This is a genomic window from Paraburkholderia sp. FW306-02-B (assembly GCF_058782725.1).
Genome location: NZ_JBYSXZ010000001.1, coordinates 1985818 through 2010920, shown reverse-complemented (window position 1 = coordinate 2010920; position 25103 = coordinate 1985818). Strand labels below are relative to the sequence as shown.

The window sequence follows — 25103 nt, the reverse complement described above, 5'->3', positions numbered from 1 at the left end:
TTCTGGTTTTTAACGTGGGACCAAGCGCCGGATCGGCGACTGATCAGGCATGCGCCGGCTGTTCCGCCGAAGGCGCCTCACCCTCGCGGCCGCCGAACAGGCCGGCCATCCAGCGGCCGATTTCCTCGGCGTTGGTCGCGCCGGTCGCACGCACCGGCGAGAGTCTGCCGCGCGCGAGCACCGCGATGCGATCGCAGATGTCGAACAATTCTTCGAGCTCCTCGGAAATCACCAGAATCGCCACACCGCGCGCGGACAGATCGAGCAACTGTTGCCGGATGAAGGCCGCCGCGCCGACGTCGACGCCCCAGGTCGGCTGCGCGACCACCAGCACCTTGGGCGCCTGCAGAATCTCGCGGCCCATGATGTACTTCTGCAAATTGCCGCCGGAGAGACTTTGCGCCAGCGCTTCCGAACCGCCGCAACGCACGTCGAAGGCTTCGATGCAGCGCCTGGCGAAGGCGCGCATCGCACCCGCCTTGATCCAGCCGGCGTTCACCATTTGCTGACGATGCGCGGTCAGCAGCGCGTTTTCCGACAGCGTCATCGCCGGCACTGCGCCGCGGCCGAGCCGCTCTTCCGGCACGAAACCGAAACCGAGTGCGCGCCGCCCGCCCGCGCCCATACGCCCCGCAACCTTGCCGCAGATCGTGATCGCATCGGCGCGCACGCCGCGCTTTTCGCCCGAGAGGGCCGACAGCAGTTCGGCCTGGCCGTTGCCCGACACGCCCGCGATGCCGAAGATCTCGCCGGCATGCACGCCGAACGAGACGTTATCGAGCGAGGTGCCGAACGGATCGTCGCTCGCCACCGAGAGTTGCCTCACGTCGAGCAGCACGTCGCCCGGCTTGTGTTCACGCCTCGTGTAATCGGGCAGCGAATGACCGACCATCAATTGCGCGAGCGACGCGTGGGTTTCTTCTTTCGGCTTCACGTGACCGGTCACGCGGCCGCCGCGCATCACCGTCGCGGTGTCGCACAGCGCCTGGATTTCGTCGAGCTTGTGGCTGATGTAAAGGATGCTGCAGCCTTCGGCTGCGAGTCGCCGCAGGGTCTCGAACAGCTTGCGCACTGCCTGCGGCGTGAGCACCGAAGTCGGCTCGTCCATGATCAACAGACGCGGGTTCTGCAACAGGCAACGCACGATCTCGACGCGTTGCCGCTCACCCACCGTCAGGCTATGCACGTGCCGCTGCGGGTCGATGTCGAGGCCGTAGTCGGCGGAGACTTCGCGGATGCGTTTGGCGAGCGTCTTCAGGTCGAACGGTTCGTCGAGCGCGAGCGCGATGTTTTCGCCGACGGTCAGCGTCTCGAACAGCGAGAAGTGCTGGAACACCATGCCGATGCCGAGCTTGCGCGCGGCCGCCGGGTTGGCGATCTCGACCGCCTGGCCTTCCCAGCGAATCTCGCCGGCGTCGGGCCGCACCGCGCCGTAGATGATCTTCATCAGCGTGCTTTTGCCGGCGCCGTTTTCGCCGAGCACGGCATGGATTTCACCGGGCGCGACGATCAGCGTGACGTCATCGTTGGCGCGCACAGCCGGATATTGTTTGGTGATGCCCTCGAGCACCAACCGGGGCGCCGCCTGTTCCGGCCTGTCTGCCGGCTGCGCGGCGGCGCCGTCGCTATAAGAAGAGTCGCTCATGTGATTCCGTAGTACGTCGGAGACTGCCCGTTACGGTACGTCCGCACGCCCTGTCAGCCTGCGATCCGTCACCACAACCGGATGACAATACCTAATTCGACCCAGTCAGTCGAGCCGTCAAAATTCCCCGCAAACCCGCGCCGCAGCGTGCTCTGCGGGTATCCCACTCTTGACGTGGTTTTGTGTTCATATTAAAAGTCATATACCCCCATGCCCGTTCGATCAGCCAGAACATATATTTCGGAGAAGTCATGAGTCAGCAACGCGAGGCGATCGATACGTATTTATTACGCGTCTTGCACACCCTGTTGATGGAGCGCAGCGTGACGCGCGCCGCCGTCAAACTCAATCAATCGCAACCCGCCATCAGCGCGGCGCTGCGCCGTCTGCGCGATATCACCGGCGACCCGCTGCTGGTGCGCGGCAAGTCCGGCATGGTGCCGACCGAGTACGGCCTGCGCCTGCTCGAACCGGTGCAGAACGCGCTGCGCGAGATCGAACGCATCAAGTTCCAGCAGCACAACTTCGATCCGGCCACCTCGATCCGCTGCTACCGGATCGGCTGCCCGGACTACCTGAACGTGCTGTTCGTGCCGACGGTGGTCGAACGCTTTCGTCAGGCCGCGCCGAACGCGACGCTCGAGTTTCACTCGCTCGGGCCGGCGTTCGACTACGAACTGGCGCTCGAAGACGGCAAGCTCGATATCGTGGTCGGCAACTGGCCGGAGCCGCCGGAGCAATTGCACCTGTCGAATCTGTTCGTCGATCAGATCGTCTGCCTGATGAGCAACGCGCATCCGTTCGCCAAACGCGGCGGGCTGACGCTCGACCAGTACCTGAATGCGCCGCATCTTGCGCCTACTCCTTACTCGGTGGGCCAACGCGGCGCGATCGATGTGCACCTCGCGCGCGAGCGGTTAAAGCGTCATGTGGTCGTCACGTTGCCGTACTTCAATCTGGCGCCTTACGTGCTGATCAAGTCCGACCTGATCTTCACGACAACGCGCCTGTTTGCCGATTACTACGCCAAATTCCTGCCGCTGACCGTGGTGCCCGCACCGCTCGATTTCCCGCCGATGCAGTACTACCAGCTGTGGCACGAACGCGTCCATTACTCCGACGAAGTGCGCTGGCTGCGCAGTCTGGTTGCCGAAGCGACCAGGACGCTGATCGACAAGCCTTAAGCTTCTTTGGTGATCGATCGGCATCCCTCATGCGTCATGCGTGCCGATCGATTTCACGCCTCGCACTTTGCGTGACTACGCCGCCGCTTCGTAAAGCGTTTTCGCCAACCGGTTGTGCTGCTCGATGACCGGTTCGAGTTCCAGCGTCGTCAGTTGTCCGTCTTTCACCACCACCCTGCCGCCGATCACGCTATGACTCACCTGCGACGGCGCACAGAACACCAGCGCCGCAACCGGATCGTGCAAGGCGCCCGCAAACAGCGGCTGACGCAGATCGAACGACACGAAGTCCGCCGCCATGCCCGGCGCCAATGCGCCGATATCGTCGCGATTCAGCACCTTCGCGCCGCCTAGCGTCGCGATTTCCAATGCTTCCCGCGCGGTCATCGCATCCGGACCGAAGCCGACCCGCTGCAACAGCAGCGCCTGGCGGACTTCCGCGACCATTTGCGCACCGTCGTTCGACGCCGAACCGTCGACGCCGAGACCCACCGGCACGCCCGCGAGGCGCATCCGCCTGACCGGCGCAATGCCTGAAGCCAGCCGCATGTTCGAGCACGGACAATGCGCGACGCCGGTGCCGGTGCGGGCAAACAGCGCGATGCCCGCTTCGTCGAGTTGCACGCAGTGCGCATGCCATACATCGTGACCGACCCAGCCGAGGTCTTCCGCATACTCGGCCGGCGTCATGCCGAACTTCTCGCGGCTGTACGCAATGTCATTGACGTTCTCCGCGAGGTGCGTGTGCAGCGATACGCCGTAATGCCGCGCCATCTTCGCCGATTCGCGCATCAGATCGCGGCTCACCGAGAACGGCGAGCACGGCGCGACCACCACGCGCTGCATCGCGTAACGCCCTTCGTCGTGGTACGTCTCGATCAGACGCTGCGTGTCCTTCAGGATGTCCGCTTCACGCTCGACCACCGAATCCGGCGGCAAACCGCCGTCCTTCTGCCCCACGCTCATGCTGCCGCGGGCCGCGTGAAAACGCATGCCGATCCGGCGCGCCGCGGCGATGCTGTCGTCGAGGCGGCTGCCGTTCGGGTAGATATACAAATGGTCGCTCGAGGTCGTGCAACCGGACAGCAGCAGCTCGGCCATCGCCGTCAACGTCGAGACCTCGATCATCTCCGGCGTGAGGTTCGCCCACACCTTGTAGAGGCTGGTCAGCCAGCCGAACAGCTCGGCGTCCTGGGCGGCGGGAATCGCCCGCGTCAGGCTCTGGTACATGTGGTGGTGCGTATTGACCAGCCCCGGAATCACCAGATGCCCACGCATGTCCAGCACTTCGTCGGCCGTTTGCGGCAGTTCCGCCGTCGGTCCGACCGCGACGATGCGGTTGTCCTCGATATACAGACCGCCGTCGCGCAGTTCGCGCCGGGCGCCGTCCATCGTGACCAGCACGTCCGCGTGCTTGACCAGCATCGTTCTCTTAGGCTTGTTGGGTTCCAGACCCGCCCGCTCCATCGTCATTCGTTTCTCCGCTTCATTGCTTGCGTGCAAAGCCATTCGAACGCGATGTGACGGCACGCCACCGTGCCGCCGCGTCCCGTCGAACGCCGTTGGCCCGGTTACCCAGCGTACTTCCGCCGTCTTCGGGGTTCCCCGAGAGGATTCCTTCGGGGCGTGCGCGGCACTGCCGCAGCACAGGTGTAACCTTCGACGGCCAAAATAATGCTGACAACTCGCGCCAGTGCGATACCCGACTTCACGCTGCCGATATAGTGGGCCATTTTTGGCGCCAGTACGATCCGCCGGTAAGGTTAAATGCACTGCAATAGTCGAACGAATCGACTCGATGCGGCTTTCAACAGGCTGTCCGTCATGCGCCAGGTATTATCTTTCCTATCTCGCGCGCGCTGATGGGAACAACCTTTTTACAATGGCTGCCACGGCGCTCGCTTCAATTCGCCGACGGGTATGTAGCCACTGACGTGGAGCCTCGATCCGCCGCAAACGTATCTGGATCGGGCTGCCGCCGAAACCTCGCATTCACATAAGGAAAATCGCGAATGGGAAAGCTCACTACCCACGTGCTCGACACCGCGAACGGCCGTCCCGGCGCGGGCATCAAGGTCGAACTCTTCGCGCTCTCCGGCGACACCCGCCGCGCGCTCAAAACCACCGTCACCAATGACGACGGCCGCTGCGACCAGCCGCTGCTCGAAGGCGATGCCTTAGTCGCGGGCGAATACGAACTCGTGTTCGGCGCCGGCGACTACTTCGCATCGATCGGCACGAAGGTGCCGGAGCCGCGCTTCGTCGACCGCGTCGTGTTGCGCTTCGGCGTGGCCGATGCCGGCGCACACTATCACGTGCCGCTGCTGGTGTCGCCGTGGTCGTACAGCACCTATCGGGGCAGCTAAGGGAAGACCGTCGAGCGTCTCCCTGCAGGCGTTGGACGAGGGCAATGAAGTCGCGCTGCATTTTTGATCGCGCTCGATTGCATTGCGCAGATGTGCGCAGATGTCTGAACACACCCGCGAAACGCAATCGAACGCTGGCGACGCAACCCGCAGTTCCATAAAAAACGGCGTCGTGCGAACTGAGCGCACCGCGTCTTTCACCCCGCAGTCTGTGCAGTGACGTCAAGCATGCCGACGACCCGTCGCCGGGTCCCAGAAGGCGCAAACGTCGTTGCGCGCACAATGAATCAGAAGTGGAGGAGTGTCATGGAAGGCTTTATCACCGACTGGCTGAATCTGGCGATTCGCTGGTTTCACGTCATCGCCGCGATTGCATGGATCGGCGAGTCGTTCTATTTCGTTGCGCTGGACAACAGCCTGAAACCGCCACAGGACCCGAACCAGCGCAAGCGTGGCGTGTTCGGCGAACTGTGGCACGTGCACGGCGGCGGCTTCTACAACATGCAGAAGTACACCGTCGCGCCGCCGGAAATGCCGGAGGATCTGCACTGGTCGAAGTGGCCGTCGTACACGACGTGGCTGTCGGGCTTTGGTCTGTTCACCGTGCTGTATCTGTTCTCGCCGACCACGTATCTGATCGACAAGAACGTACTCGATATGGGTCCGGTGGTCGCCGTTGCTTCGGCACTCGGCTTCCTCGCCGCGGGCTGGATCGTCTACGACTCGCTGTGCCGGATCCTCGGCAATAAGGACAAGGTGCTCGGCATCTGCGTCGGCGCTTATGTGCTGATCGCGGCATGGCTCGCGTGCCACATCTTCGCGGGCCGCGCGGCTTACCTGATCATGGGCGCGATGCTGGCCACGATCATGTCGGCGAACGTGTTCTTCGTGATCATTCCCGGCCAGCGCAAAATGGTCGACGCGATGCTCAAGGGCGACACCCCGAACCCGATCTACGGCAAGCGCGGCAAGCAACGTTCGGTGCACAACACGTATTTCACGCTGCCGGTGGTGTTCGCGATGCTGTCGAACCACTACGCAATGACGTACACGCACCCTTACAACTGGGCCGTGCTGGTGATCATCATGCTGGCCGGCGCGCTGATTCGCCAGTTCTTCGTGATGCGTCACCGCGGTCAGGTGCTGTGGTATCTGCCGCTGGCCGGTATTGTGCTGATGTTCGCCGCCCTCTTCTGGACGATGCCGAAACCGGTCGTGCCGCAAGCGCAAGCCGCGAATGCACCGGTCGTCAAGGTGGCCGATATCGCGCCGGTGCTGCAACAGCGTTGCGTGGCGTGCCACTCCGCACATCCGACGATGATGGGCAGCGCGCCGGCCGGTGTGTTGCTCGATACGCCGGACGAGATCTCGCAGAACGCACAGCGGATCTATCAGCAGGCGGTGACCTTGAAGGCAATGCCGCTGGGCAATGTGACGCATATGACCGACGACGAGCGGATGAAGATCGCCGCCTGGTTTCAAGGCGGTGCTGTGAAGTGATGACCAAGCCGGGCCTCGTGCCCGGCTTGGCGAAACATCAAGCGGGTTTTTCGCACGAGCGGGAAGCCCGCTTTTTCTTTGCTGCTGTTTTGATGGTGGTGTTGCACGGGGCGTGACGTCTTAACTTGTAGCCCAAAGGACACAGAAATACGAAAATCAAGTTATTTGTAGCCCAAGAGACACAAATTTATCAATCAACAATGTAGCTCTTAGGCTACAATATTGACTTGATATCGCCAAACGGATGCCCTGGGGCTACAGATGACCACCCTTGCTGACGTCTCTGACATGCTGAAGGCCGTACGGCGCGAAAGCAGCCTGTCGCAAGATGAATTGGCGCGGCGTGCCGGCGTTGCTCGCACCACGGTCGCGCGCATGGAAACGCTTGCCAAAAACGACATGAGCGTGTCGGTTCTCGTACGCCTGCTCGAAGCGGCAGGCTACGACCTCAAGGTCGTCGCGCATGGACATGGGCGCACGCTCGAGGACATCCTGGCTGAGCAACGCATGCCGGATTCGCGTTCATGAGGCTCGACGTTCAGGTTCTGGGCAAGAACGTCGCTACGCTGTTCCGCGAGCGCGACGACTATGTCCTCAAATACAACCGCGACGCGACGGCGACCGACTTCGTCAGCCTCACGATGCCGGTGCGGGAAGAAGCCTGGCGCTGGCCGCGCGACCTGCACCCGTTTTTCCGGCAGAACCTGCCGGAGGGTTACCTGCTGAATCTGATCCGCGAGCAATTCGGTCCTTTGCTCGACGGCACTGACCTGTCGCTGCTTGCCGTGGTCGGCGCAATCGGGATTGGGCGCGTCACCGTGACACCCGAAGGCGTCGCGCCGGGCACCAAACTGCAAGCGCTGGACGTGAAGGACATCCTGCACGGCGACAACACGGCCGAACATTTCGCGGCGCTGGTGCGCGAATATGCGCGCGCCGCTATCTCAGGCGCCGTGCCGAAGTTCATCGCTCCGCAGGCGGAAGCAGCCGCCGGCGCGTCGGCGCCGATGCCGCTCGGCAAACCGACGATCAGAACTAGCCGCCACATCGTCAAAGGCTCCGACGACAACACGCCGTTTCTCGGCTTCAACGAGTTCTATTCGATGCGCGTGCTCGAGCGGCTCGGCGTGGCGCCGGTCGCGCGCACGCAGATGTCGGATGACGGCCGGGCGCTGATCGTCGAGCGCTTCGACGTCGATGCGGACGGACTGCCGGCCCACGGCGTCGAAGACATGTGCGGGCTGCTGGGTTTGCCGCCACATGAAAAATACAACTCGACCAGCGAAAAAATGCTCAATGCCGCGAAAGCGTATTTGCTCGATCGTGACAGCATGCGGCGGCAACTCGAGCACCTGGGCTGGCACCTGCTGACGAACTACGTTGTGCGCAACGCGGACTGCCATACAAAGAACGTCGCGCTGTTCTACACGTCCGTCGACGATGTAGCGTTCACGCCCATCTACGACATCGTCACGACGCAGGCTTATCCGCGTTTCGCGGCCAATCCGCCGGGCCTGCCGATCGACGGCCGCAAGACGTGGGCGGCCGGCAAAACGCTCGAGCGCTTTTTCAACACGCGCATGGGGATCGCGCCGCGGCAATACGCACAGATGGTCGAAGCGTTGTGCGATTCGGCGGTCGCCGTCGGTCATGAGTTGATCGATGCGGCGCGCAACGAACCGCAATGGCGCAACGTCGCCAAGCAGATGCTGCATGCATGGGACGACGGGATGGCGTCTTTGCGATCGCCAAAGAAGAGCCTGCAATTCAAGGGACTTAAACCCGCAATCGAAGCGGCGGGTTTTTCGGCGCCCGAGCCAGCAGAACGTGCACGTGAAGTCATCGGGCACTCGCCGCTTCTGGGCAAGCGCGGCTGAACGACGAGCTTGCGCCCATCACGGCCCGCAAATACAAAAAGCCCACAGCGTGCACTGTGGGCTTTTTGCATAAACAACCTGTTCAATAATACGCTGAAGCTACAAGCCTCAAACCGTCACCGCGCTCAATGCATCTTCGGTGAGCCAGAGCGACTCGGACAGATCCTGCTCATTGAGATTAAGCCCATCCCCGCCACGGTCGACGACGATGAAGTCGCTCACGTCAGCCAACGCGATCAGCGGATGGTGCCACACGCCCTTCGCATAGTTGACGCCCTGCCAGCCGCTCGTCACGAACGCGCGAATCTGCGACGCATCCAGTTCGCCCGCCGACGCCACGACCACCAGATAGGACTTGTCGTTCAACGGCACGAACGCCTGACTGCCGAGCGGATGACGCTCGAGCATCTTCACTTCGAACGGAAGCGTGCGCGGCTGCCCGCGAAACAGGTTCACCAGGGTGCGACCGTTCTCGTCGGTCACGTCCACCTTCGCGAGGTCGTGATAACGGATCGTGGTGCCGAGATTGATCGGAATCTGCTTCGCGCCTTCGAGTTCGATCACGTCGCCGAACGGGGCGAACGCTTCCTTCGTCAACGGTTCGATAGCCAGCGTTTTCATGATGCGAGCGTGCCCCACAGACGCAGACGCGACACACCGCCGTCCGGAATGATGTTAAAGCGCACGTGCGTCACGGGACCCAGCGCGGTGATTTCGCTCTCGAAGTAATGCTGTTTGTCCATCTGCAGTTTCTGTTCGCCGAGCAGCACCGGCCAGAACATCGCCTGCGTGATCAGCGAGCTATCCGTGCCGCCCGTCACATACGCGGCCTGAATCGAGCAACGGTCCGGATAGTTGCCCTTGAAGTGAGCCGTATCCACTTCGATCTTCCCGATCACGCCCGGCTGCGCCAGCGCGACAATCGCCCAGTCGTTGCCCGGCTCGCGGCGGCGGCGCGTTTCCCAGCCGTCGCCCATGTTCACGCCACGACCCGGCATCAGGATCGTCGACGCAGCGCCGAAGTGCTGGTTGTTCGCGGCGACCAGATACGCGCCGTTTTCCATCGACGCCAGATCGAACTGCTCAGTGCGGCTCGCGCCTGCCCAATCGACTTGCGGCTGACCATACACGCGCAGACGCGCGATACCGCCGTCCGGGTAGATGTTCACGCGCAGATGCGTGTAGGCGTTGGTGTCGCTGACTTCGTGATAGTGATGGCTGTTGCCTTGCAGCGTGGTCGACGGGACGATTTCGGTCCATTGCGTCGACTGGTTCGGCACGCCGTCCACCACGCGCGCGGCTTCCACCGAAGCCGCCGGCGGGAAGTTACCCGTGAAGTGGCTGGTGTCGAGATCGAGCCCCTTGATCACGCCCGGACGCCCGAGCCTGACGACGCACCAGTCGTAGCCGGTGGCCCGTTTGCGGCGCGTTTCCCAGCCGTCCATCCACTTGCCGTTGTCGTCGTACTTGCCGGGAATGAAGACAGCCGGCTCCGGATTCAGCATGCGTTCCTTCGGCGCGAAGAAATCGTCGCTGGCCTCGAGCGCCTGCGCGCCCAGACGCGGGTCCGCGAGGTTCACATAGCGGCGCGTGAAGTCCGGTGCGTTGGGGTCGAGAATCGGGAGTGCCATCTTTGTCTTCCTTAATGTTTGCTGGTGCTGAAAAAACGTTTCGGTTCGAGGTCCGCGACGCGCGCGCGGTTCAAGCGCGGTCCAAGCGCGGTTCAAGTGACGAGCCTTACGCGTCGATCAGGTCGTCGAGCCGGAAACGTGCGATGCGGTAGATCTGGTCGAGGCTGGCGCGCAATTCATCGGCGCGGCTGTTGTTCACACGCGCTTCGAAGTTCGCGATGATGCCGTGGCGATCGAAGCCCCGCACCGCGAGGATGAACGGGAAACCGAACTTCTCGCGATAGGCGCTGTTCAACGCGACCAGTTTGTCGAATTCTTCCTGCGTGCATTGGGCGAGGCCCGCGCCGCTCTGCTCACGCGTCGATTCGGCCGTCAGTTCGCCGCGCACCGCAGCTTTGCCGGCAAGCTCCGGGTGAGCGTTGATCAATGCAAGTTGCTTCTCTTCACCTGCCGTCTCGACGATATTCGACATCTTGCGATGCAACTCGTCGATGCTGGCGAACGGCCTTTGATTCGCGGCGATTTCCGCGACCCACGGCGAGTGCTCGAAAATGCCCGACAGCGCCGCGACGAACGCGTCGGTCGAGGTGCTGTTGAGTTGGTCCAGAGTGTATTGCATCGCCTTCATGCCGCTGCCCCGCGGTTGTTTTGCCGGTAAGGGTGATGTTCGCGCCAGTGCCGCGCGATATCGACGCGCCGCGTCACCCACACGCGATCGTGCTGTTCGATATGGTCGAGAAAACGTTGCAACGCACGGAAGCGCCCTGGGCGGCCGAGCAGGCGGCAGTGCATGCCGATCGACAGCATCTTGGGCGCTTCTTCGCCCTCTTCGTAGAGCACGTCGAACGCGTCGCGCAGATAGGTGAAGAAGTGATCCGCGGTGTTGAAGCCTTGCGGGCTCGCAAAACGCATATCGTTGGTATCGAGCGTGTACGGCACGATCAGTTGCGGCACTGTCGAGCCGCCCGTCACTTCGACGTCCATCCAGAACGGCAGGTCGTCGCCGTAGTAATCCGAGTCGTACAGGAAGCCGCCATATTCGGCGACCAGCCGATGCGTATTGGGACTGTCGCGGCCGGTGTACCAGCCGAGCGGACGCTCGCCCGTGACGCGCTCGATCGCTTCCATGCCGAGCCGCATGTGCTCCGCCTCTTTCTCCGGCGACACGTCCTGATAGTGAATCCAGCGATAGCCGTGGCAAGCGATTTCGTGACCGAGTTCGACGAATGCGCGCGCCAGCTCCGGATGCCGTTCGATCGCCATGCCGATACCGAACACGGTCAGTGGCAAACCGCGCTTTTCGAATTCGCGCAGGATGCGCCACACGCCAGCCCGCGAGCCGTATTCGTAGATCGACTCCATGCTCATATGGCGAGCCGGATAAGCGGCCGCGCCGACGATCTCCGAGAGGAACTGCTCCGAGCCCGGATCGCCGTGCAGCACGCAGTTTTCCCCGCCCTCTTCGTAGTTCAGGACGAATTGCACGGCCACTCGCGCTCGACCAGGCCAGTTCGCTTGCACTGGGTGGCGGCCGTAGCCGATCAGATTGCGTGGATAGTTCGAGTCGAGTGGCATGGTTTGACGAGATGCGTGGTGACGGTACGTAAAATTCGCGTGGAACTCACGTGAAATGCACGTGGGGCTCGCGTGGAGTTTGCTTGTGATCCGCGCCGGCGCGGGCGGCGAAGCAACAAAAAAGCAGCACCTGAAAGCTGTAGCAAAAAGCATTTCGGGCACCAGCGCCGAGTGGAACCAGTGTAGCGAAAACGCCCGGATGCGCCCATACACCCGGGCAGATAGTGCGTGTCAGACGGAATGTATGTGCGGCGCCGGTTCTGTAGTGTTTACCCGCAGCAAATCGGCGTTTTTCGCGGTTTCCTGCGTATTTGCCGCAAAACCGCGCGGTGGCGCCGGGTTCAGATCGGCATCGGTCGGACTGAAAGCTTCCAGCGCGCCGTCGTAGCGCTTCGCCAGCGGCCTCGCATAGTCGCCGCGCTTGGCGGTCGACAACCGCAGCGCGACCAGCGCCTCGGTCCATTTGACGGCCGCCGTCACGCCCTCGATAACCGGCGCGCCCAATGCGTCTTCGATCTCCGCGCACAACTCCGCCATGCCGGCGCAACCGAGCACGATCGCGTCCGAACCGTCTTCGTCCAGCGCGCGGCGGCATTCGTCGAGGATGATGCGGCGCGCCGCCGAGCCCGGTTTGTCGAGATCGAGCACGGCGACGTCAGTGGCGCGCACATTGCGGCAGAAGCGCTTCATCCCGTAGCGCTCCGCGAGATGCCACGCCATGCCGCAAGTGCGTGCCAGTGTCGTCACCACCGAAAAACCCGGCGCCAGCACGCTTGCCGCGTGCATCGCCGCCTCGGCGATGCCGATCACCGGACCGCGCGCCAGCTCGCGCGCAGCATATAGACCGGGATCGCCGAAACAGGCGATCACGTAGCCGTCGCAACCGTCGCGCTCGCCGGCGATGACCTCGGCCAGCAAGCCAGGCGTCGCGAGTGCTTCGTCGTAATAGCCTTCGATCGACGGTGGTCCCATCGTCGGATTCACCGCGATCACTTCGGTGCCGGGCGCGGCGACTTCGCGCGCGCAGCGGCCCATTGCCTCCGTCATACGTTGCGTCGTATTCGGATTGATCAGTTTGATGCGCATATCGACTCCTGTTGAGACGCCGGCTCAGCGAGCGAGCACGCGGTAGAACACTGCAGCCAATCCGGCGCCGATGAACCACGAGAAATTTGCCAGCCCGTCGAGCGTCGGCACCATCACGCAGATCACGGCGATGAGCGCGGCCGGCAGCAACGCACCCACGGCCCGGTAATTGACGCCGCCTCTATACCAGTACGAGCCGGTTTGGGAAACCGTGTAAAGGTCATCGAGCACGATCTTCTGGCGTTTCACGAGGTAGTAATCGACGATCAGGACACCATACAAAGGCCCGATGAAGCTGCCGAGCACATCGAGCGTGTAGTGAATCACCGCCGGATTGTTGAACAGATTCCACGGCGTGATGAAGATCGACGCCACCGCCGCGAGCATGCCGCCCGCACGCCAGCTGATCAGGCGCGGCGCGACGTTCGAGAAATCGAAGGCCGGCGACACGAAATTAGCGACGATGTTGATACCGATGGTCGCGATCGTGAAGGTCAACGCGCCGAGAATTACCGCGCTCGGGTAGTCGATACGGCCCACCGTTTCGACCGGATCCGTGATCAGTTGGCCGAACACCGGCAGCGTGGCGGCCGTTGTGACCACGGTCACCAGCGAGAAGGCGAGAAAGTTGACCGGCAAGCCCCAGAAGTTGCCGCGCTGCACGCTGCGAAAGCTCTTGCCGTAGCGCGAAAAGTCGCCGAAATTCAGCATCGGTCCGGAGAAGTACGACACCACCAGCGAGGTCGCCGTAATCATCACCGGCACCACTTCCATGCCGTGATATTTGACGCCGCCCAGGTTGATGCCGATGTTGCGCCATCCTGCGCGATACACCATGTAGCCCGCGAGAATGAACATCACCACATAGACTGCCGGGCCGGCGAAGTCGATGAACTTCTTGATGGTCTCCATGCCGTGCCAGAACACCAGCGCCTGCAATACCCACAGCAACATGAAACCGGTCCAGCCAAGGGCCGAGAGACCCATGAAGCCATGGTGATGAACGTCCGCATACGGCAACAGTTGCGGGACGAACTTGAGCACCACGATCACCAGCGCGCTCGATGCCAGATAGGTCTGAATCCCATACCACGCCACCGCGATCAAACCGCGAATCACTGCGGGAATATTCGCGCCGAGCACACCGAACGTCGCGCGGCAGGCAACCGGATAAGGCACGCCGTTCTGCTGACTCGGCCTGGCGATCAGATTGCACAGCACATTGACAATCGTAATGCCGACCAGCAGCGCAATCAGCACCTGCCAGCTCGTCAGCCCGAGCGCGAACAGACTGCCCGCGAATACATAACCACCGACGCTGTGCACGTCGGACATCCAGAACGCGAAGATGTTGTACGCGCCCCAGGTTTGATGGCGCAGCGGCGCCAGGTCCTCGTTGAACAGCCTCTCGCTGTAACCTGCCGGCATAGACGGATCGCTGGGCGCGTCAGCGTCTCCATAAGTGGGAATTGCGGGACTGCTGGGCGCTGCACTGAACTGAGCCATGACTCCTCCTTGGGATAGGGACCATCGATAGCGAATCGAAGGACGTTGCATCGGCCATGCCAGGCGTCCCCCCTCACCCGAGTGGAACCGGAGGGAATGTCAAGCGCCTGAAGGGCCGCGCCGCGGGTGTCTCCGTACTGACGTACTTGTGGTTATCGCACCGCCAGCAGCCGCGGACTCCTGACGATGCGTTGCTACTCCAAGGCTGTCGTTCAGCGACGGCCACGCGCACGCAAGCCGGCGACGCTCACGTCGAGCCGCCTTGCCACGCTTGATTCAGTTCAGTTCAATTCAGTGCGGCGCGCACCAGCAACGAGCGCGCGCCGGCCGCTCGCCTCAGCCTGGCGCGGACTTACCTTTGGGTGCATCGTTACGCGCACCGAACACTTCATGCAGATCGGCGGCACCGCGTGCCGGGCGATCCAGCATCTTCAACTCGACGCTTTGCAGATGGCGCGACATCAATGCCGCCGCCTCTTTCGCATCGCCGGCGTCGAGCGCGGCGAGAATCGCTTCGTGGTCTTCGAACGAGCACGGGCTGCGTCCGAGCGACTCGTACAGTGCGGAAATCAGCGTGGAGCGCGCCACCAGGCCGTTCAGGCAGTCGCACAGCACGGCGTTGCCGGTGAGCCCGGCCAACTCGGTGTGGAACTCACCCGACAGGCGAATCCATGCCGGAAAATCACGTGTCTCGAACGCTTTACGCTCGCGGCCGATCATGCTGCCAATACTCTTCAACCGCCGGATGCCGTGCCCGCTGCAAATGCGCTCCACCACAGCCAACTCGATAATCCGGCGCATCTCGAACACCTCGTGCACTTCCTGCAACGATGGACTCGCGACGAACGCACCGCGGTTCGGTTCCAGGTCGACGAGGTGATCCGTGGCCAGTTGCGCAAGCGCCTGGCGGATCGGACCGCGCTTCACGCCAAATACTTCGCACAACTGTGCTTCGGTGAGCTTGGCGCCCGGCGCCAGCCGATGCTCGAGGATCGCCGCGCGGATGCGCTCGGCGATCGCTTCGGGTTTCGAACTATTCGAGCTGGCGGAATCTGTGTCGGACATGATGTGCGTCTCGGTATGTTGGTCATCTTAGGATGGACATAAATATTGTCAACAATTTTTGTTATTAATTTCGACAATTTTCATGGCGGTATTGGGCTGCAGCCTATCTGGCACAGTATAGAAACTCAGTCTGGCTTCAATATCAGTTTAATTAAGGTGTAGCGAGCTCGTCCGTTGATGGCGGTTTTTGTCAACAAAATAGAGGGACCTTCACAGGCAGTTCTGTCGGCAGTGGCGCTAGATGATTGACCGTTAGTTGCATTTGTGACTCAAAAAGAAAGCGGGCAAACGTCCGCTTTCTTTTCTTTGCCGTTTCAGTCCAGGCAGGGATAGCCCGACAACGTCAGCCTGAAACCATGCGCGCCGGCTACAAGGTGCGCGTCAGCGCCGACCGGCAGCGTCAGCATGTCCGGAACATGGCCGAATTGCAGGCCGGTGATGACCGGAATCCCGATCACCGAGCGCACCTGCTCGATCATCGCCTGCTGGTCATACCCGTTGTCGTAATCGTACGATCTGCCGCCGGAGAAATCGCCGAGCACCAGCGCCTGCTGCTGCGCGAGGATGCCGGAAAGATGCAACTGGTAAAGCATCCGCTCGAGCCGGAACGGCTGCTCGTTGACGTCCTCGAGAAACAGAATGCCACCCTGCACCGGCGGCATGTACGGCGTACCGACCAGCGACGCCAGCACCGCCAGATTGCCGCCCCACAACATGCCCGACACATCGACAGCTTGCGCTTGCGGCACATGGCTCGTCACCGTCATGGTCGACTTGGTCAGCGCCGACCAGAAGTGCCGCATGGTGAATTCGCTCAGATCTTCCGCGCCGAAGTCGCTCATCAACATCGGGCCGCCAAAAGTCTTCACGCCGGCACGTGCGAGCAACGCGAGCTGGATCGCGGTGAAATCGCTGTGCCCTACCAACGCGACCGGCTGATCGGTCAGCCGCCGTTGCAGCCCTGCGTAATCGAGTCCGTGCAGAATGCGCATCGCGCCATAGCCGCCGCGGACAGTCAGCACAATGTCGGGCAACGCCCGCGAAGGGTCGGCCAGCCGGTTCAACTCGGCAGCGCGCTCGCCGTCGGTGCCGGCGAAGCGCTGGTAGCGGCGCCTCGTCGCATCCACGCCGTCGACGCGATGCCCCTGCGCATGCAAGCGATGCAATGCGCGATGCAGCACCTCCTGGTCATGCGGATAGCCGGACGGCGCGATCAGTTCGATGGTGCGATGGACGGTCATGAGCAAGACCTGTTCGACGTTGTAGTTTTTAGAGCGGCTCGGCCGGTCCCGGTTCGATGCGCGCTGCCGCGCGTGCTTCGCGGCTTGCGCGCCGCCGCTCGGCAAAGAACGTTCTGAGCGCGGCGCCGCATTCGTCTTCGAGCACGCCGCCGGTCACCGTGGTGTGATGATTCAACTGTGGATTCGCGAATGCATCGACGACGCTGCCGCACGCGCCCGTTTTCGGATCGCGCGCCCCGAAAACGACGCGGGCAATGCGTGCGTGCATGATCGCGCCGGCGCACATCAGACAGGGCTCGAGCGTCACATACAGCTCGCAGCCGGGCAGACGGTAGTTCTCAACGGCTTGCGCGGCTGCGCGTAACGCGACCATTTCCGCATGCGCCGATGGGTCGTGCGCACCGATCGGATGGTTGAAACCTTTGGCAATGACTTCGTCGCCGCGCACGAGCACCGCGCCGACCGGCACTTCGCCCGCTGCACGCGCTTCTTCTGCCGCGGCCTGGGCCAGTGCCATGAAGCGGCGATCGCGCTCGGCGATCAGCGCTGCGGGCGGTTCGTCCGGCGAGGAGGCGTTAATTGATTCACCGGCTGGTGCGTCGCACGGCATCGATTCGACAGAACTGGCGCCGACGGGTTCGGCTTGAGAGACCGGCGATGTCACAGCTTCGACCGGTTCGACGGACTCCGGGCCAAGCGTGGCGGAGCGGACTAGCGGCTCGCTCACCGCGATCCCGCTTCGGCCGTATTGAGGTTGCCGACCCGCTCCGAGAGCCGCTCGGCAATCCGCCGGCAGTATTCACGCGGCAGGACCAGCGGGCCGCCGCGCAGCGATTCAAGCGCCATATCGAGCGCCAGCATGCGGGCCTGGAGGCGGCAACGGGTGACCCGGTCGCCGACCGCGTTCAACTGCGCCTGCAGGTCGCGCAAAGCGCGCAGCTGCTCGACGGCGGGCGGCACGAAGCCCGCATTCTTCAAAATCCGGTTGGCGACGCGCACTTCTTCCGGGACCAGTACATCTTCGTCCAGGGGCAGCGGCGCGCCGGCGCCCGGTAAATCGTCGAACTCACCGCGCGCTGCGGCGGCGGCAATACGCTGTTCGACTAACGCATCAAGCAATTTCATCTGCAGTCCACTACGTTGCGGCCCAAGCATTCTATCAGGGAGCGCATGCCCGTTCTGCTTGTCTGACCGATGAACCCCTCTGGTTTTCAGATTTTGCGTATTTGTGGGGCGCATGGCGTGGGCTACGGTGGAGGGTTGGCGGCTTCGTCGCTTCGCGCCGGAAAAACTTGCGAAAGTCTTTCGTCGCGCGATGCCGGAAATGTCCTCACCCGCCCCTACTCATCGAGGCCACCTACGTTATGCAATCCGGAATCACCGACCGCCGCTTCGACACCGCACCTTACGCTTGCGCCGCGCGCTTCTATCCGCGCCTGGCTGCATGTGCCGGGCTGTTGCGGAAGCGCACTTTCAAATCATGCTTACGCACGACCGTGGCGGCCGTTATGATGTCGGCCGCGCTATCAGGCTGCGGCGTGTTCTGCGGTGGTGCAGGCGGAAGCGGCGGCGGTTTTGCAGGCGGTTGCGCAACCGGCGTGCGGTTCTAGTCCGAAGCGCTTCGGCGCATTTGCTTCACGACGGCCGACGCAAGCCAGAACGTTTCACTCAGCCGCCAGCCGCCAATCGCCAACGTGCCAGAGCGATATGCCGGGTACGCCCGAGCAAGCTGTGCACCAGAACAAACTCACGCACGTTCCAACCGACGGCTTCGACAGAACGTGTCGCGACCCAAGGCATGCCGTAAGCCAAGGTCACGTGCGGGGTGTACGGCACGCTCGGCGCGACTGCGCGATCTCCGGATCTAGCGGCGCGCAATGCCAGTCCAAGCGCATCGTGGAGCGCGTGGAGTCCAACCACGCCTTCGCCTCCACCCAACACCAATGGCCCCGGCCGCGGCTTCAGCGCAAAACTGACCGCACTGTCAAACTCGACGCTAAAAGGCGCCATCCTGATCGACGCGGCCGCGTTCATCGCCGCCTCCACCCGGGCTGGCGGCAAACCGCCTGCGAAGTTCCCGAGGTGAAGCAACGTGACGTGCAAACGGTTGGCCGCTAGAGGCTTGCTCTTCGAGCGCGCCTCCCCGCAGAGCTGTTGCGCCAGCTTCGAGATGCCGGTCGCCGTATTCGCATCTGGAAAGACGGCGAAGAACAGGCCGTCTGTCGGGACAGGCGGCGCCTCGAGTCCGGGCAACCAGAGTTGTTCAGGCATGGTGCGCTTGAGTGGGTGAAGCCGGCATAGGATTGAATCTCCGTTCAGTCGTGCGCGTTTGCCCGCGCGTCTGGAAAAATTAGTCGGCGGTGGCCTGATTCACGGCGCGCCTTCACCGCTACAGGGCATCAAGATTTGATTGGTAAGGTATAGCCCGGTCTGCCGTCCAGCACTAGCCACGGAATTGTTGCGCCGTGTCCCCGCATCAGAGTGCGCTTGCACTCGCGAGCCGAACACGCCCAACACTGTACATTCATACAGTATTGGCGGCAACGTGGAAATGCTCAAAAAACTGGAAATACTGCAGGGAAACGAACTTAGCTGGACTACCGCACGGTTTGGCTGGACTCGAAAGCACGGTTGACTGGATTACCACGCCGACCGGCGCGCGCTTGACGCTGGTTTCGTTGCCACAGGTGCGGCGAGACCGAAGGGAAACAAATCGAGCTGTTCGTGTTCACCTTGGCTTCTCAGCCGGGTTGAAGGTGCTGGCACTCCGTTTGGAACCAATAGTCGACCAGGCGCTGTGCCGCTTGTAGATCATCCGGGTAGTACGGATCGTCATACCATGGTGACGGGTCGTAGCCCGCTTTCCTCAGGGCAGCGAGTTCGCTATGGTGTTGCGCCATCGTAGGGGGCGCGTTAGTCCTGAGCGCCGCCAGGTCGCGGCACTCTGTTGGAGTGAGGTGCGACCCCGTATACGGCATGCCGCCGGCGGCACAGCCGGCGAGCAACAGCACCAGAGCGGGAAGTACTGACCGTGTTCCAGGCGGCTTTCTCATAATACGTGTCCTTTGCTGCGATCACTCCAGCACGGCGAGTGGCATGTCGCCGCGGCCGGCGTCTCATCGGTGAAGACGCCGTCTTCCTGCCGGTTGATACCTACTTTTCGCCGCTGCCGAGTTCGCTGTGCTTGTGCGAGTGCGTCGCGCCGTGAACCAACTCGTGGTGCACGCCCTTGCCGCTGCGCGTGGGCGGAAAATGCTCGCCTTCGACACACGTCACTTCGAAGCCGGAATCGCCGTCGCCTTCTTTCACCACCTTGTAGGTGCCAGACGTCTGAACCTTCTCGCCGGCTTTGTGCTGTTCGGCCACGCCACGCTCCTTCGGTTGATCTGCCTGGCGTACAGCAAACCTTGTTCCGGCCGGGCTAGCTGTAGATCAGCGAAGCGCGCCGCGAATGGATCACGCGAGGTGTGCACCAGCGTGTCTCGTCTGCGGAAGTCTCTTTTCGGACCCGTTGCCGACATTCGGCAGGTAGGCAGCGTGAGTCTGCTTCCGAATTTGTAACCGGATAACAACAACCTTTGCGTGATGTAGCAAACGCTCGAATGTGCTGCTACGTCACCCCGGCTTCCTCACATGAATGGTATTTGTTTGGTAGCAGACTTTTTCCCCGGCGCTTCGATTGCCTTGCGACGTCCGTCGTTTAGCGCTTCCGCGATCTTTTGTCGACGTGCCTCTAAATCAGCCAGTTGGTCCTTAGCCGATATTAGAAGGAAGTTATTCGCTATCGCCCTGTTAGTCGCAAGCCATCCCCGGATTTGCCTTATTTCCGCGTCAAGGTTTTGGGCAGGTACAAATAGATCATTCTCTTCCATCTTTTACCAGTTCGACCCCTGCCTCGCTTGGCGCAGATCCTGTTGGATCGTGTACGCCCATGCTACGTGCACGATCCCACAATTCAACTGGGGTTCGGCCTAACAGGCACAGCGAATGCTGGTTATCCATCGGTTCTGGCAGTGTCTGTCACGAGCGTTTTCATAGCTCAAAGGCTCACGATAGAAAACCTGGTACACCGCTCGCATTGCCGTGGCGGAACCAGGGGGCGAACACGCAGAACGGTCAAACGAAACCGCACGCCGGCCGGTGCGTCACTTGCCAGGTGGTTCCGGCGGCTTCACACACTTGGTTCGGGATCCCGCGGCTCATTTCGATGAGCACTCCGCAAGGGGACGGCACATGAAAGTAGTGAATGGAAGGATCAGACGAAACGATCCGAAGCGTGTTGAAATGTTCAGACAGGCCGAGCTTGCGCATTCGGGTGCAGGTAGCCCTGATGCAGACATCAAGGCCACACCGCCTGCGCGGGGCAAACGCCTTGCGCTTTGGGTTGCGTCGGCAAGCACATTGGCTGTCGGGGTCATGGGTATCGTCGCGTATGGCGATCGGTTCGACTATGATCAGGCGCTCGGGATCATCGGACCCACGTCGCCAGCGCGACTCACGTCTTGGTCCGGTCATGTCGCACTACCATCGTCGCCTCCCGCTCGCGGAATCGCGGTTGCCAGTGCTGAGCTCGCCCCGCCTGTGTCTTCCGCTCCGTCCGATCACCGCGCTGGACCTACTCCGGATTCTGTTGCGCCGCAGTCGGTGACACGAGGGCCTGGTCAAGCAAGCTATGCCGCCACACAGAATCGCCGCCATTCGGCGCCGCACGTGAGAGCAATCGCGCGGCATGCGCCCGGGATCACCCGACCCACATCGCCAACGCAACAAGCGTCTTCGTCCGGTCATGTCGCGGGATCATCGTCACCTCCTGCCCGGGGAGCTGCAATTGGCAGTGCTGAGCTCGCCCCGCCCGTGTCTTCCGCTTCGTTCGATCACCGCGCTGGACCTACTCCGGATTCTGCTTCACTGCAGCTGGCTGAAGGACAGCCTGCAGGCGGTCACGGCGGAGGCGGTTCGGGCGCAGGCGGTTCGGGTGCAGGCGGTTCGGGTGCAGGCGGTTCGGGTGCAGGCGCGGGCGGTTCGGGCGCAGGCGGTTCGGGCGCAGGCGGTTCGGGTGCAGGCGGTTCGGGTGCAGGCGGTTCGGGTGCAGGCGCGGGCGGTTCGGGCGCAGGCGGTTCGGGCGCAGGCGGTTCGGGCGCAGGCGGTTCGGGCGCAGGCGGTTCGGGCGCAGGCGGTTCGGGTGCAGGCGCGGGCGGTTCGGGCGCGGGCGGTTCGGGTGCAGCTGCAGGCGGTCACGGCGCAGGCGGTTCGGGCGCGGGCGGTTCAGGCGCAGGCGGTTCAGGCGCAGGCGGTTCAGGCGCAGGCGGTTCGGGCGCAGGCGGTTCAGGCGCGGGCGGTTCGGGCGCAGGCGCGGGCGGTTCGGGCGCAGGCGCAGGCGGTCACGGCGGGAGCGGTTCGGGCGCAGGCGGTCACGGCGGGAGCGGCGGGGGCGCAGGCGGTCACGGCGGGAGCGGCGGGGGCGGGAACGGCGCAGGCGGGAACGGCGGGAACGGCGGGGGCGGGAACGGCGGGGGCGGGAGCGGCGGGAGCGGCGGGAGCGGCGGGAGCGGGTCAAGGTAATCGGCCGCCTTGTTTTCAGCCGCCCTTTCGTGCAGGAGACGAAGGTCATGGCGGCTACCGGACGGGTAATCACAATTTGTATGGAACATGAAGCGTGAGATCCCTTGCGTATGTCCATCTCTCTAGCGGAAGCTCCGATGGCTGTATGCAGCCGGCCGCCCCGTTCGGGGCAACACTGACAGGCGAATGTCAGCTGCCGAAGCGCATCGGCCATATGAGCGTCCATTTGCTCAGGTAGAGGAATGACGGGAACTGGCCGCACCCAGCCCTTCGCAACGGGCGCAGCGTGTGCAATTTTACCTTCCTGCGAATCCAACAAATTCGCGTCGCAAATCCGGCAAGTCCAATTTATTCGGTTCGGTGTCGTAAAACGCGTGACCGAATTCGTTGGGAGTTCTTTGATTGTTAATGACGCCCCGTCCAACTAATTCCGTTCTCCCGCAATACTGGCTGACGCCGCGAAGTACGACGCGTCGTACGCAAACAGCAACAAGGTGTTGGATGAGATCGGTGCGCGGTTGCCCCGGACGCGAAAGCTGGCGGCATCCGTCGCCGCAGCGCCTGCCATCCCAAAACCGCGGCAATAACACAGCAATGAAAAAGGGCGCCGCAGCGCCCTCTTCCATGCCGTCAGATCAGCAAACTCTCCACCCGATTATCTTGTGCCCCGGTAACAAACCTGTAGCCGGCTCATGTACATTACGCACGTCATGCACGCCTTTGTGCCATACCGTGTACCGTCACGCCACCTAACCGCCCTCCCCCCGGGCATCGATCAGCGTGCGATCCAGACCATATTTCCTGAGCTTCTGATACAGCGTGCTCTTCGCTATACCCAGGTGCCGGGCCGCGGATGTCAGGTTCCCACGAGAGATGATGATCGCGTTGCGAATCGCACCATGCTCCGTCGTTTCCAACGTCACGCTACCGTCGCGCGAAACCGGTTCGTCACCTCTGGCGCTCACCTGCCCGTTGCCCGAGCGCAGCTCCGGCGGCAGATCGTCGAGCGTCAGCCGCTCCGAGCTTGCTGTGAGAAGCATGCTCTCGACCACGTTGTGAAGCTCCCTGACGTTGCCAGGCCATGGATACGCGTCGAGCGCCGCAATCACGCCGGCGTCAATCTCAGGGCTTGCCCTGCCTTGCCCGGTCGCGAACTGACGGACAAGATGTTCGGCCAGGCGGCGAATGTCCCCCGGCCGGTCGCGCAATGGCGGAATACGGATACTCGTGACGGCGACGCGATAAAAGAAATCCATCCGGAAGCGCCCTTCCGCGACCTCCTTTCTCAAGTCGCGATTGGTCGCCGCAACGAGCCGAAAAGTCACCTTCCTCGGAACGTTTTCACCGAGCCGATAGATTTCCCCCTGCTCGAGTACACGCAGGAAATGCGGTTGCAGATCCACCGGCATTTCGCCGATTTCGTCGAGAAACAAGGTCCCGCCATTGGCCGCTTCGATCTTGCCAAGTGCGCCGCCTCGGCGCGCGCCAGTGAACGCGCCGTCGCCGTAGCCGAACAATTCGCTCGCCAGGAGTTCGCGCGACAGGCCGCCACAGTTGAGCGCAATGAAGGGGCCATCGTTCGCCCCGCTTGCCAGGTGAATGCCTCTCGCAAACAGTTCCTTGCCTACGCCAGTCTCGCCCAGCAGCACGACCGGTGCGCGTGAACGGGCGATCTGGCGAGCCCTGTCGACGGCATCGAGCAGTGCCGGGGCTTCGCCCAGAATGCTCTCGAAACCGGCCGCCTTGTCGTCGGCACAGCCACGTAGTGTGCTGACCGCTCTACGCACGGAGGCCGTGCGACGCACGAACGGAATGATCAGCAAGCTGCCGATGCGCCTGCCGTCGTCGATCACCGGCTCGATCCAGTCGGGCTGGATCCAGTGAGGCAGATCGGCGGGCGAAATGTATGCAGCTGAGGAGTCGGTGGCGAGTGCGAGGATGCGCCTCGGCCGGGTAAGCGAAAGATCGCCGCCGGCGGCGGCAATAGCAGCTTCGGCGTGTTCGTTGACCTTGATCGGATAGCCGCCATGATCGAACACAACCGCACCATCGGTCGCGAGCTTCGCCATTCGGCTCACGCAGCGATCGAGCAACCGATAGCGAAGTTCCATCGTCCGCGCGGCCAGACGGCTTTCAATACGGCTCGCGGCCGTGACGACCAGTGCGAGGCTATGACGATTGTAGGATTCAGACAACCCGGACACATCGATGACGCCAATGATCGTGCCGTCGCGCGGATCGCGGATCGCGTTGGCCGAGCAGGTCCAGCGTTTGATGCCGACGCAGAAGTGCTCGGCAGAATGGATCTGCACAGGCTGGCCAACCTCGATCGCGGTGCCGATCGCGTTGGTGCCGCAAATCATCTCGTTCCACGACGCGCCGGGCAGGAGCTGGATCCCGTGGGCCGACGCGATGGCGGCCGGGTCGCCTTCCAGGTTGAGGATGGTGCCGGCCGGTTCGGCGAGGGCCATGACCGTTTCGGTTTGCGCCAGAAAATCGCGGGCGTGCGCCATGACCGGCGCGCTTGCCTCAACCAGATCGCGGTGATTGCGTTGCAACGAGTAAAGCAGGTGCTCGTCCAGCGGCGGCGGCGCATGACCCAACCTGGGATCGACCTGTCGCTCGACGCAGCGTTGCCACGATGTGTCGACGAGGTGCCGCACGACACTGTGCGGTACTTCCCCACCGTTCAGGAATCGCTCCCATGCAGCCATGATGACCGCTTCGTCGCCGGGGTTCGAGAACATCTGTGTGGCATCCGACATGCCCATACCTGTCTCCTTTTTATATCGCCTTGTACTAACGGTTAGGCGTGTCATGCAGCTTGCGCGGTTATCACTGCCGCGCCGCAACATGGCAAACCCA

At 62.5% G+C, this 25103-nt stretch carries 22 protein-coding genes; 5 read left to right on the top strand and 17 right to left on the bottom strand.

Translation table 11 applies throughout. From position 1 onward, the window contains the following. Positions 1-43: 43 nt before the first annotated feature. Positions 44-1645, bottom strand: a complete 1602-nt coding sequence (locus AC3WOG_RS08855; RefSeq protein WP_492577630.1) for an ABC transporter ATP-binding protein — start codon at positions 1643-1645, stop codon at positions 44-46. A 251-nt stretch (positions 1646-1896) separates the two neighbouring features. Between AC3WOG_RS08855 and AC3WOG_RS08850 the strand changes: the two genes are divergently transcribed. After that, entirely contained in the window at positions 1897-2829 is a 933-nt protein-coding gene (locus AC3WOG_RS08850; protein ID WP_007181594.1) for a LysR substrate-binding domain-containing protein, read from the top strand. A 75-nt stretch (positions 2830-2904) separates the two neighbouring features. Here AC3WOG_RS08850 and AC3WOG_RS08845 read toward each other — a convergent pair whose 3' ends face one another. After that, positions 2905-4302, bottom strand: a complete 1398-nt coding sequence (locus AC3WOG_RS08845; RefSeq protein WP_492577629.1) for an 8-oxoguanine deaminase — start codon at positions 4300-4302, stop codon at positions 2905-2907. A 539-nt stretch (positions 4303-4841) separates the two neighbouring features. On the opposite strand from AC3WOG_RS08845, the gene uraH reads away from it, so the two are divergent. The 4 genes from uraH (at position 4842) to AC3WOG_RS08825 (ending at position 8572) form a co-directional block, all read left to right on the top strand. Continuing rightward, entirely contained in the window at positions 4842-5195 is a 354-nt protein-coding gene (uraH, locus tag AC3WOG_RS08840) for a hydroxyisourate hydrolase (RefSeq protein WP_341315475.1), read from the top strand. Between the two features lie 306 nt (positions 5196-5501). Continuing rightward, on the top strand, positions 5502-6695 hold the full coding sequence (locus AC3WOG_RS08835) for a urate hydroxylase PuuD (protein ID WP_492577628.1): 1194 nt from the start codon (positions 5502-5504) through the stop codon (positions 6693-6695). Between the two features lie 261 nt (positions 6696-6956). Further along, positions 6957-7223, top strand: a complete 267-nt coding sequence (locus tag AC3WOG_RS08830; RefSeq protein ID WP_492577627.1) for a helix-turn-helix domain-containing protein — start codon at positions 6957-6959, stop codon at positions 7221-7223. After that, positions 7220-8572 carry a type II toxin-antitoxin system HipA family toxin gene (locus AC3WOG_RS08825; RefSeq protein ID WP_492577626.1) on the top strand — a complete coding sequence of 451 codons (1353 nt, stop codon included), beginning with the start codon at positions 7220-7222 and terminating at the stop codon, positions 8570-8572. Before AC3WOG_RS08830 ends, AC3WOG_RS08825 begins: the two co-directional genes overlap by 4 nt. 108 nt (positions 8573-8680) lie before the next feature. On the opposite strand, the gene AC3WOG_RS08820 is transcribed toward AC3WOG_RS08825, so the two are convergent. The 15 genes from AC3WOG_RS08820 to AC3WOG_RS08750 form a co-directional block, all read right to left on the bottom strand. Next, positions 8681-9193, bottom strand: a complete 513-nt coding sequence (locus AC3WOG_RS08820; protein WP_492577625.1) for an ureidoglycolate lyase — start codon at positions 9191-9193, stop codon at positions 8681-8683. Further along, positions 9190-10203, bottom strand: coding sequence for an allantoicase (gene alc, locus AC3WOG_RS08815; protein WP_492577624.1), 1014 nt, complete (start codon positions 10201-10203; stop codon positions 9190-9192). Before alc ends, AC3WOG_RS08820 begins: the two co-directional genes overlap by 4 nt. A 106-nt stretch (positions 10204-10309) precedes the next feature. Further along, positions 10310-10831 (bottom strand): 2-oxo-4-hydroxy-4-carboxy-5-ureidoimidazoline decarboxylase, encoded by a 522-nt coding sequence (gene uraD / locus AC3WOG_RS08810; RefSeq protein ID WP_492577623.1) that lies wholly within the window; start codon positions 10829-10831, stop codon positions 10310-10312. Next, a complete protein-coding gene (gene puuE, locus AC3WOG_RS08805; RefSeq protein WP_492577622.1) occupies positions 10828-11778 on the bottom strand; it encodes an allantoinase PuuE in 951 nt (316 codons plus the stop codon). Before puuE ends, uraD begins: the two co-directional genes overlap by 4 nt. A 231-nt stretch (positions 11779-12009) precedes the next feature. After that, the gene (locus tag AC3WOG_RS08800) at positions 12010-12864 is read right to left on the bottom strand and encodes an aspartate/glutamate racemase family protein (RefSeq protein ID WP_492577621.1); all 855 of its coding nucleotides are present in this window, start codon (positions 12862-12864) and stop codon (positions 12010-12012) included. Between the two features lie 24 nt (positions 12865-12888). Continuing rightward, positions 12889-14370, bottom strand: a complete 1482-nt coding sequence (locus tag AC3WOG_RS08795) for an NCS1 family nucleobase:cation symporter-1 (RefSeq protein WP_492577620.1) — start codon at positions 14368-14370, stop codon at positions 12889-12891. Between the two features lie 336 nt (positions 14371-14706). Then, positions 14707-15435: a GntR family transcriptional regulator gene (locus tag AC3WOG_RS08790; protein ID WP_492577619.1), complete on the bottom strand. Its 729-nt coding sequence runs from the start codon at positions 15433-15435 to the stop codon at positions 14707-14709. A gap of 314 nt (positions 15436-15749) precedes the next feature. After that, positions 15750-16676: a muramoyltetrapeptide carboxypeptidase gene (gene ldcA / locus AC3WOG_RS08785; RefSeq protein WP_492577618.1), complete on the bottom strand. Its 927-nt coding sequence runs from the start codon at positions 16674-16676 to the stop codon at positions 15750-15752. A gap of 28 nt (positions 16677-16704) precedes the next feature. Beyond that, on the bottom strand, positions 16705-17403 hold the full coding sequence (gene tadA, locus AC3WOG_RS08780) for a tRNA adenosine(34) deaminase TadA (protein ID WP_492577617.1): 699 nt from the start codon (positions 17401-17403) through the stop codon (positions 16705-16707). Next, complete coding sequence (locus AC3WOG_RS08775; protein ID WP_492577616.1) at positions 17400-17801, bottom strand: DnaJ family domain-containing protein; 402 nt, start codon at positions 17799-17801, stop codon at positions 17400-17402. Before AC3WOG_RS08775 ends, tadA begins: the two co-directional genes overlap by 4 nt. A gap of 543 nt (positions 17802-18344) precedes the next feature. Further along, positions 18345-18947 (bottom strand): 2'-5' RNA ligase family protein, encoded by a 603-nt coding sequence (locus AC3WOG_RS08770; RefSeq protein WP_492577615.1) that lies wholly within the window; start codon positions 18945-18947, stop codon positions 18345-18347. Positions 18948-19417: 470 nt separating this feature from the next. Further along, positions 19418-19729, bottom strand: coding sequence for a DUF4148 domain-containing protein (locus tag AC3WOG_RS08765; protein WP_492577614.1), 312 nt, complete (start codon positions 19727-19729; stop codon positions 19418-19420). Between the two features lie 100 nt (positions 19730-19829). Further along, positions 19830-20042 carry a hypothetical protein gene (locus AC3WOG_RS08760; protein WP_492577613.1) on the bottom strand — a complete coding sequence of 71 codons (213 nt, stop codon included), beginning with the start codon at positions 20040-20042 and terminating at the stop codon, positions 19830-19832. A 1522-nt stretch (positions 20043-21564) separates the two neighbouring features. After that, entirely contained in the window at positions 21565-22287 is a 723-nt protein-coding gene (locus AC3WOG_RS08755; RefSeq protein ID WP_492577612.1) for a hypothetical protein, read from the bottom strand. A 700-nt stretch (positions 22288-22987) separates the two neighbouring features. Then, positions 22988-25009, bottom strand: coding sequence for a sigma-54-dependent Fis family transcriptional regulator (locus AC3WOG_RS08750; RefSeq protein ID WP_492577611.1), 2022 nt, complete (start codon positions 25007-25009; stop codon positions 22988-22990). Positions 25010-25103 lie beyond the last annotated feature (94 nt).

Coding starts and splice junctions, on each gene's coding strand:
- AC3WOG_RS08765 (WP_492577614.1), bottom strand. CDS start 19,729: ATGAGAAAGCCGCCTGGAACACGGTCAGTACTTCCCGCTCTGGTGCTG.
- AC3WOG_RS08835 (WP_492577628.1), top strand. CDS start 5,502: ATGGAAGGCTTTATCACCGACTGGCTGAATCTGGCGATTCGCTGGTTT.
- AC3WOG_RS08855 (WP_492577630.1), bottom strand. CDS start 1,645: ATGAGCGACTCTTCTTATAGCGACGGCGCCGCCGCGCAGCCGGCAGAC.
- AC3WOG_RS08800 (WP_492577621.1), bottom strand. CDS start 12,864: ATGCGCATCAAACTGATCAATCCGAATACGACGCAACGTATGACGGAG.
- AC3WOG_RS08750 (WP_492577611.1), bottom strand. CDS start 25,009: ATGGGCATGTCGGATGCCACACAGATGTTCTCGAACCCCGGCGACGAA.
- AC3WOG_RS08845 (WP_492577629.1), bottom strand. CDS start 4,302: ATGACGATGGAGCGGGCGGGTCTGGAACCCAACAAGCCTAAGAGAACG.
- uraD (WP_492577623.1), bottom strand. CDS start 10,831: ATGAAGGCGATGCAATACACTCTGGACCAACTCAACAGCACCTCGACC.
- AC3WOG_RS08755 (WP_492577612.1), bottom strand. CDS start 22,287: ATGACCTTCGTCTCCTGCACGAAAGGGCGGCTGAAAACAAGGCGGCCG.
- AC3WOG_RS08795 (WP_492577620.1), bottom strand. CDS start 14,370: ATGGCTCAGTTCAGTGCAGCGCCCAGCAGTCCCGCAATTCCCACTTAT.
- AC3WOG_RS08790 (WP_492577619.1), bottom strand. CDS start 15,435: ATGTCCGACACAGATTCCGCCAGCTCGAATAGTTCGAAACCCGAAGCG.
- uraH (WP_341315475.1), top strand. CDS start 4,842: ATGGGAAAGCTCACTACCCACGTGCTCGACACCGCGAACGGCCGTCCC.
- AC3WOG_RS08770 (WP_492577615.1), bottom strand. CDS start 18,947: ATGCCTGAACAACTCTGGTTGCCCGGACTCGAGGCGCCGCCTGTCCCG.
- AC3WOG_RS08820 (WP_492577625.1), bottom strand. CDS start 9,193: ATGAAAACGCTGGCTATCGAACCGTTGACGAAGGAAGCGTTCGCCCCG.
- alc (WP_492577624.1), bottom strand. CDS start 10,203: ATGGCACTCCCGATTCTCGACCCCAACGCACCGGACTTCACGCGCCGC.
- ldcA (WP_492577618.1), bottom strand. CDS start 16,676: ATGACCGTCCATCGCACCATCGAACTGATCGCGCCGTCCGGCTATCCG.
- AC3WOG_RS08825 (WP_492577626.1), top strand. CDS start 7,220: ATGAGGCTCGACGTTCAGGTTCTGGGCAAGAACGTCGCTACGCTGTTC.
- AC3WOG_RS08830 (WP_492577627.1), top strand. CDS start 6,957: ATGACCACCCTTGCTGACGTCTCTGACATGCTGAAGGCCGTACGGCGC.
- AC3WOG_RS08775 (WP_492577616.1), bottom strand. CDS start 17,801: ATGAAATTGCTTGATGCGTTAGTCGAACAGCGTATTGCCGCCGCCGCA.
- puuE (WP_492577622.1), bottom strand. CDS start 11,778: ATGCCACTCGACTCGAACTATCCACGCAATCTGATCGGCTACGGCCGC.
- AC3WOG_RS08850 (WP_007181594.1), top strand. CDS start 1,897: ATGAGTCAGCAACGCGAGGCGATCGATACGTATTTATTACGCGTCTTG.